This window comes from Desulfobulbus sp. (assembly GCF_030824455.1).
Lineage (GTDB): Bacteria > Desulfobacterota > Desulfobulbia > Desulfobulbales > Desulfobulbaceae > Desulfobulbus.
The window spans coordinates 1-7,064 of record NZ_JAVBXR010000062.1 but is presented as its reverse complement, the minus strand read 5'-3'; the positions used below and the strand labels follow the sequence as shown (position 1 = coordinate 7,064).

Annotated in this window: 9 protein-coding genes; 8 read left to right on the top strand and 1 reads right to left on the bottom strand. The window is 54.4% G+C overall.

Annotated elements, in window-relative coordinates:
• The 6 genes from RCH93_RS08455 to RCH93_RS08430 all read left to right on the top strand — a co-directional run.
• On the top strand, positions 1-396 hold a 396-nt coding region (locus RCH93_RS08455; RefSeq protein WP_306547917.1), incomplete at its 5' end, for a hypothetical protein.
• Positions 397-490: 94 nt separating this feature from the next.
• A complete protein-coding gene (locus RCH93_RS08450; protein ID WP_306547916.1) occupies positions 491-658 on the top strand; it encodes a hypothetical protein in 168 nt (55 codons plus the stop codon).
• A gap of 69 nt (positions 659-727) precedes the next feature.
• The gene (locus tag RCH93_RS08445; RefSeq protein ID WP_306547915.1) at positions 728-1,852 is read left to right on the top strand and encodes a tyrosine-type recombinase/integrase; all 1,125 of its coding nucleotides are present in this window, start codon (positions 728-730) and stop codon (positions 1,850-1,852) included.
• A 338-nt stretch (positions 1,853-2,190) separates the two neighbouring features.
• Positions 2,191-2,685 carry a hypothetical protein gene (locus RCH93_RS08440; protein ID WP_306547914.1) on the top strand — a complete coding sequence of 165 codons (495 nt, stop codon included), beginning with the start codon at positions 2,191-2,193 and terminating at the stop codon, positions 2,683-2,685.
• Positions 2,686-2,696: 11 nt separating this feature from the next.
• Positions 2,697-3,914 carry a bifunctional phosphopantothenoylcysteine decarboxylase/phosphopantothenate--cysteine ligase CoaBC gene (gene coaBC, locus RCH93_RS08435; RefSeq protein WP_306547913.1) on the top strand — a complete coding sequence of 406 codons (1,218 nt, stop codon included), beginning with the start codon at positions 2,697-2,699 and terminating at the stop codon, positions 3,912-3,914.
• A gap of 24 nt (positions 3,915-3,938) precedes the next feature.
• Positions 3,939-4,484 carry a DUF615 domain-containing protein gene (locus tag RCH93_RS08430; RefSeq protein WP_306547912.1) on the top strand — a complete coding sequence of 182 codons (546 nt, stop codon included), beginning with the start codon at positions 3,939-3,941 and terminating at the stop codon, positions 4,482-4,484.
• A 55-nt stretch (positions 4,485-4,539) separates the two neighbouring features.
• Here the strand turns inward: RCH93_RS08430 and RCH93_RS08425 are convergent, their stop codons facing one another.
• On the bottom strand, positions 4,540-5,454 hold the full coding sequence (locus RCH93_RS08425; RefSeq protein WP_306547911.1) for an NAD(P)/FAD-dependent oxidoreductase: 915 nt from the start codon (positions 5,452-5,454) through the stop codon (positions 4,540-4,542).
• Between the two features lie 373 nt (positions 5,455-5,827).
• Between RCH93_RS08425 and tolQ the strand changes: the two genes are divergently transcribed.
• Both tolQ and tolR read left to right on the top strand, forming a co-directional pair.
• Entirely contained in the window at positions 5,828-6,520 is a 693-nt protein-coding gene (gene tolQ, locus RCH93_RS08420; protein WP_306547910.1) for a protein TolQ, read from the top strand.
• A 4-nt stretch (positions 6,521-6,524) separates the two neighbouring features.
• On the top strand, positions 6,525-6,947 hold the full coding sequence (tolR, locus tag RCH93_RS08415) for a protein TolR (RefSeq protein ID WP_306547909.1): 423 nt from the start codon (positions 6,525-6,527) through the stop codon (positions 6,945-6,947).
• Positions 6,948-7,064 lie beyond the last annotated feature (117 nt).

Below are 7,064 nucleotides of genomic sequence, written 5' to 3'. Positions count from 1 at the left end.
TTGGCCGGGGCTCTCCGCTCCCTCTGGGCGTACCTGACCACCGAATGGACCCGGCACACATCGAACCCGGTCAACCGCAACCACAACCAGGGCAAAGCCAAGGTCTCCGAGTTCTGGCAAAAGGTCCAGGCCGTGGTCTGGACCGGTGTGTTCGGCTACGTCCGCACCCATCCGGTGAAGCACAAAGACATCGTCATGCTGCGCAAACAGGCGCGGGGAATCCTGATGTCAGTCTGCGCCTCCCTCGAGGTGGAGCCGGACGACATCGATAAAATCGTTCATCTCTGCAAAGAGGTGATCGAGGAAGACTTGCACGCCTACTTTGAGGATGAAAAGGCGTTCATCGACAAGATGATAACCAAGCGGAACGACTTCCGTGCAACCCTTGCGGGATAGGCTTGCCGCTCATCTAGCAAGTGTCGGCTGAACAGATTGAGGTACTGCCGCCGCCTTGCAAGTCCTTCCTATTTTTCGACATGAGATGAGGACCATGAAAACAAGCATCTTCAAGACGCCGCGCCGTGGCTGGCTTGGCAATAAGCCGCTCGGCGCTGACTACATGCCCGCCGTGAACGAACGCGCCCGCCGTATGAAAGCCGCCGTCCGCGAGCAGGACCAGCCCGCCGACAAACGGCAACCACGCTTGCCAGGATTTTAGGAAACTCCCTTGACACTATCTCCAAAACATGGGCAGAATGCCATCCATCTGAATTTTGGGGAGGTGTGCATGTCTGGATCGGTGTATTTCAAGCGGGATCGTGCGCAGTGGGGTGTTGCCTGGAATTGGCAGGGGAAGCGCTACCAGATCAGCCGGTACAAGGGCCGGCTCATGGCGCAGACGCACCCAAATCCAAAGCGTGACCAGGGGTATATTGACGCACACAGGCTTCTTGCTCAGATGCAAGGCGACGTTGAAAATGGCGTGTTTCGGATCGAGAAGTACACGGGGAACCGGTATACCGACGTCATACCGTTTTTCGAACAATGGCTCAACACTAAAACCGGGAAAAAACCTGGAACAATAAGGCTGTACAGCTCACTTTTTGCAAACCACATCAAGCCTTTTTTTGAAGAAAACTCCACCCAGTTGCACGAAATTCAACTTGACACTTTGGACGCCATGATTGCCTCAATTAGTTTGGCGCCGTCGTCAAAAAACCTGTGCATGACAATATTTCGGGCATTCCTTGATTACGCCTGGAGGAGCAAGCGCATCCCGGAAATGCCTCCATTCCCCAAGCGGTCAGAATACGGGATTGAATCTCCGGCAATAAAATGGCTTCCAGAATCGCGCCAAATGGCCGCGATTGAAGCGATCCCAGAGAAACATAGGGCGATATTTCTTTTTCTGAAATACCATCTAAAAAGGCCGGCGGAGGCCATGGCGCTGTACAAAATGGACTATGACCAGTTTGGCAAATCGTTCCATATCAGACGCGGGATTTCCGGCGGGCAACTGGTCACGAGCACAAAAACTGGGGCTGAGCATATCATTCCCTGCCACCGGGCTATGATTGTCGAAATAGAGCGCCTAGTCGGAATGAATGAGTCCTGCCCGTTCATGTTTGTCCAGCGCGGGAGAAGGTACACCGAAGGCGTGCTGAATCGGGTGTGGAAGAAAGCGTGTGCGGCGGTTGGCGAGGACATCGAGCTTTACAGCGGCTTGAAGCACAGCAGCATGAGCCAGTTCGTCAACGAGAAGCGGTTATCCATGGCCGAACTACAGATCATCAGCGGCCATAAAAAGATTGAGTCTGTCTATAAATATGCTTCAGTCGAACTAGGCCGGCAGCGCGAGTTGCTGGAGACTGTGGCCGGGGTTGAGCCTGAAAAGATCCGAAAAGTGAAGTGACCGTTTCCAAACAGCTTGTTTCCAATTTGTTTCCAAAAAACAAAATGTGTCACAAATAATAAGCAAAAATAATGCGTTGCACTCGCAAAGTTTAATTGACATTAAAACCTTATTTTTTTACAACTGGTTGTCTCGGATTATCCCCTTCGCTCATTCTGCCGGCACAACGCAGTAGGGCGCATCGCCTGATCTTGCACAAAAGAGAAAACCAGCGGCAGAATGCGACGCCGTTATCAGCGCGCAGATCACTGCGCATTGGAAATGGCGCAACTGCAAACGTGTCACCCTGCATTGTTTTCCAGAGCGGCACTTTTTACTCTAACTTGAGGATGAATTGAATGAAAATGAATGTTGGAATGAAGCTGTTGATCTTTCTTAGCGCGGCGCTGATTCTCGTGTCCGCTGGTTGCGCCTCAAATAAAAACACCTTCGGCAACGACGCCTCAGGAGCGCCCCAGCTCACCAATTTTGCTGACGACATCAAAGACATCACGCTGCCCACCGAGCTTACCTGGGATCGAAAAGGTTCAATGGTGATTAAAACCGAATCGTTTCGCGGCGGCATCTTCATTTACAAGGGCCGCGCCGAGGTTATGTCGCTCAAGGATTATATGATTGCCTCCATGCAGGACAACAAATGGCGTTTAGTGGGCGAAACCGCCTCAAAAGACATCATGCTGGCCTTTATCAAACCCAATAAAACCTGCATAATGGTGATTTCTGAAGGCGTTTTGGGCAAAACAGAATTGAAATTGCATGTCGCCATCGACAAAACAGGCGGCGCCAGCGCATCCAGCAACGCCAATACTTTTAACGATTCGATCTCCCAATAGCAGTTGTCGGCATGTCGGGTCTGCAGGGAAAAAGAATTCTGTTCGGGATCACCGGCTCCATTGCCGCCTACAAGGCGGCGCAATGGATTCGGGAACTGGTCAAAGAAGAGGCGCTGGTCACCGTGGTGATGACGGCGGCGGCGGAGCGATTCGTGACGCCGTTGACCTTTGCAGCGCTTTCCGGCAATGCGGTGCATCGCGACATGTTTGACGAGTCGCCTGATCGCGTCATGGCCCACATCAATCTTGCACGGGAAGCCGACGCGCTCTTGATTGCGCCGGCAACCGCCCAGACCATGGCGCGGATCGCCGGCGGCATGGCCGACAATCTGCTGTCGGCCATTGCCCTTGCCGCCCGTATTCCGGTGGTGCTCTGCCCGGCCATGAACAGCGCAATGCTGGCGCATCCAGCAACCCAAAGCAACATCAACCGCCTGCGGCAATTCGGACATCACTTGGTGCAATCGGGATGCGGCGCTCTTGCCTGCGGAGAGACCGGAGACGGTCGCCTGCCCGAATGGGATGCAGTGCGGGAACGCCTGCTCGGCCTATTCCAGATTAACGATCTCCAGGGCAAAAAAGTGCTGATCACCGCCGGCCCCACCCGTGAACCGCTGGATCCGGTGCGTTTTCTCAGCAACCGCTCCAGCGGCAAGATGGGGTTTGCCTTGGCGCGAGCCGCTCGACGCAGGGGCGCGGAGGTGACCTTGGTCGCAGGCCCGGTGACGCTTGTCGATCCTCCCGAGGTGGAGGTGATCCGGACAACGACCGCTGAAGCCATGGCGGCGGCGGTCCTGGAGCGGGCGCCGTCGATGGACGTCATCATTAAATCGGCTGCTGTCGCCGATTTCAGACCAACCGCCTGCCAACCCCAGAAGATCAAAAAAACGCAGCAAGGCCTGAGTCTGGATCTGATAAAAAACAGAGACATTCTGGCTGAACTTGGCAAAAGACGACTTCCCGGGCAGCTGCTTGTGGGATTTGCGGCTGAAAGTCAGAATCATGTCGCCGAGGGGCAGCGAAAACTCCGGGAAAAGAACCTGGATCTGATTGTGGTGAATGATATCCTCGGACAGCAAACCGGTTTTGACGTCGAAACCAATCAAGTTACGTTAATTGACCGAAAAGCGAGCCAAACCTTGCCGTTGCTGACGAAGGAGGCCACCGCCGATCGAATATGGGACAAGGTGCTGCTATTGTGCGGCGAAAGCCCTGTCCATGACGAGTAATCTCAGGCGTAGGAGCCGTCGAATATGCAGGTAAGTCGTACAGAGCAAAAAAGAAGGATCAAGGAAATTGAGCAGTTGGTGGCCGAATTGGTCAAACTGCCGCCGCAGGCACTGGACAGGGCGACGGGCCTCGAAGAATTCAAGCTGATTTTACGTGATACGGCAAAACTGGAGGGCAGCGCACGTCAGCGGCAGATTAAATACCTGACCAAACTGGTGCAGAACGAACCCCTTGAGCCGTTGTACGAACTGGTCGGCAGGCATCGCGGAAAATCGCTGTCTGAGCGTAAGCAGTTGCACGCTCTCGAATTTTACCGGGACGCCCTTGTCAACGAGGCCCTGGAAAAACGGCAGGAATGCCGTGAGAACAACACTGAGTGGGCGGAAAATTGGACCAGCGACACCTTGGTGGAACTCAAGGCGGAGATGCCGGAAATTGAGGTACTGACCCTTTCGCGGTTGTCATACCTGTTTGCCCAGACCCGCAACCCCCGCCACAGCCGGGAAATTTTCCGCTACCTCCGATCCATCCAGGAGATGCGGCAACGAAACAGCCTGCAAGCCCGCTAACGGAAAAGCTCAAGGCAGCCCCCAGCGAAAAGCGGGTGGGTGAAATTCGCTGCGTTTACGCTTCGGCCTTTCGCATCCTTCGGGCATAGGTAGCCGCTTCCATCCCGGCAACACACCCTTCTCCCACCGCTTTTGCCATCTGATAAGGAGGGCCGACAATGTCGCCAGCGGCATAGACGCCTGGAATATTGGTTTCCTGCCGCCGGTTCGTCTCAATGTACTTGAACGATTCCGTGTCAAGCTGCACGCCAATCTGGGTGGCCAGTTCCAGCGCGCCCTTGGAGCCAAGCTCTATAAAGACGCCTTCGGCTTCCAGGGTGGCGCCGTTGGCCAACAGCAACGAATTGACCACCCGGTCGCCGTTGATCTGCTGCACAGCGCTCTCGATGCATTCCACCTGACTGGTTTTGAGCCGCTCCAGCAGTTCCTCGGATACATTGAGTTCCGCCGCCACCAGATATACCTTGGCTGCGTAATCAAGCAGGGTCAGGGCGCCGTCAACGGCTGCGCTCCGATCACCGGCAACGGCCACGGTTGCGCCGCGATAAAAATTGGCGTCGCAATCCACGCAGTATGAGACGCCCTTGCCGGCAAATTCCTTTTCTCCGGCTACGCCAAGTTTTTTCTTGGAAACTCCCATGCAAAAAATGACGGTGCGGGCGCCGACGGATCGACCGCTCTCGAGCTCTATGGAAAACAGCGCATCTTCCTGATTGATTTTCAACACATCTTCAGGGGAGATTTCGGCGCCAAAATTCCTTGCCTGTTCCAAGCCGATCTCAAGAAGCCCCGCCCCGATCGAAACGCCGGCGACAAAGGCGTAATTTTCAATATGTGCGCCGTGGAGCGCTGAATTTCCAGCCCGGCCCAGAACCAACACGCTGGTCTTTTTCCGGGAGGCGTGAATTGCGGCCTGAATGCCGGCCGGCCCGGCTCCTATGATGACCACGTCATATATCTGTCCTGACATGCGCAGCTCCTTGTGACAGGAAAAAGAAAGAGAGTTTGTGCACCGCGCGACACCCTAAGCAGGTTGTCGCATGCCTCGAGATTTGTACATCATCTCCAGATCGAGGTCGACAGATTTATTGTTTTCGTATATATTTTGAGGTTATTGTGATCACGATCTTCGGTCGGCGCGACCTGCGGCAAGGGCAGAGCAAGCGCGGCGCGTCCATGGATTTTGGCCCGCTCGCAGATTTTGCCTTCATCGGCAGATCATAGGCTGCAGAGCGGGTCGCGTTTTTGTGCGATCAGTGCTCGCCGTTCCTTGGCGGCAACGGATCAGCCCCTTGGACGGCCGGAGACAACGCAAGATTAATTTAACAACAAGAAGGGACGTCGTGAGTTTATCTATTTTTGAAATAATGAAACATGCCGGGATGATGGGCAAATTGATCATGCTCATCCTGCTTGTTTTCTCGGTTGCTTCATGGTCCATTGTCATTTTAAAATTCCTTATGTTTCGCAAGGCCCGCAATTCCTCCCTGGATTTTCTCGACGCCTTCTGGGACAGCAAGACCCTCAACGAGGCCTACGATGCGGCCCGTGAATACCCGCTCAGCCCGGAAGCGACCGTGTTTGTCACCGGATACAACGAGCTGAAAAAAATCAGCGCCGCCCGCAGTGCCGGGCAGGCCACCCTCACCCTGGAAACGCAGTTGGCAACTATGGACAACCTGAAACGGGCGGTGCGCAAGGCTCAGTTTCTTGAATCTGATCGTTTGGCCAGTTCGATCGCCATTCTTGCCACCACCGGCAGCGCCACGCCTTTTATCGGTCTGTTCGGGACGGTCTGGGGCATCATGGCCTCCTTCCAGAGCATCGGCGAACGCGGTTCGGCCTCTCTGGCTGTTGTAGCCCCTGGCATTTCAGAGGCGCTGGTCGCCACGGCGGCAGGTCTGGCCGTGGCCATCCCCGCCGTTATTTTCTACAATTATTTTTCCAACAAGGTTGCTGAGTTCGAATCAAACATCGAAAGCTTCAGCACCGATTTCATTAATCTGATCGAAAGAGACATCCTCACCAGGACGTGATCGCATGGGACCTTTAGGAAACAATAAAGGCAAGCGGACCATCGTTGCCGAGATCAACGTCACCCCGCTTGTCGACGTCATGCTTGTATTGCTGATTATTTTCATGGTTACAGCGCCGATGATGACCCAAGGCCTCGAGGTTGAACTGCCCGAGGCAACCACCAAGGCCCTGCGTCAGCAAGAAGAGCCCTTGGTGGTCACGATCAAAAAGGAAGGCGATGTGTATCTGAAGAAGGAAAAAGTAACCTCCGCAACCTTGCAGCAACAACTGCAGAGCATGCCGCCTGAGGTGAAGAAAGAAGGCATCTTTCTCCGAGCGGATAAAAGCGTCCCCTATGGCGTCGTCACCTTGACCATGGCCGACATCCATGCCGCAGGGTTTGAAAAGTTGGGAATGATCACCGTGCCTGCGGAAAAAGACAAGTAAGGGACTGGTTGGTCAGCTGTGCATTACACCGAGAGTGAATTTTATCTTCTTCAGCAGGAAGCCGACAGACGATGGTGGTTGGCTTCTTCGCTGGCTATTGGCGTGCATCTGGCCGTT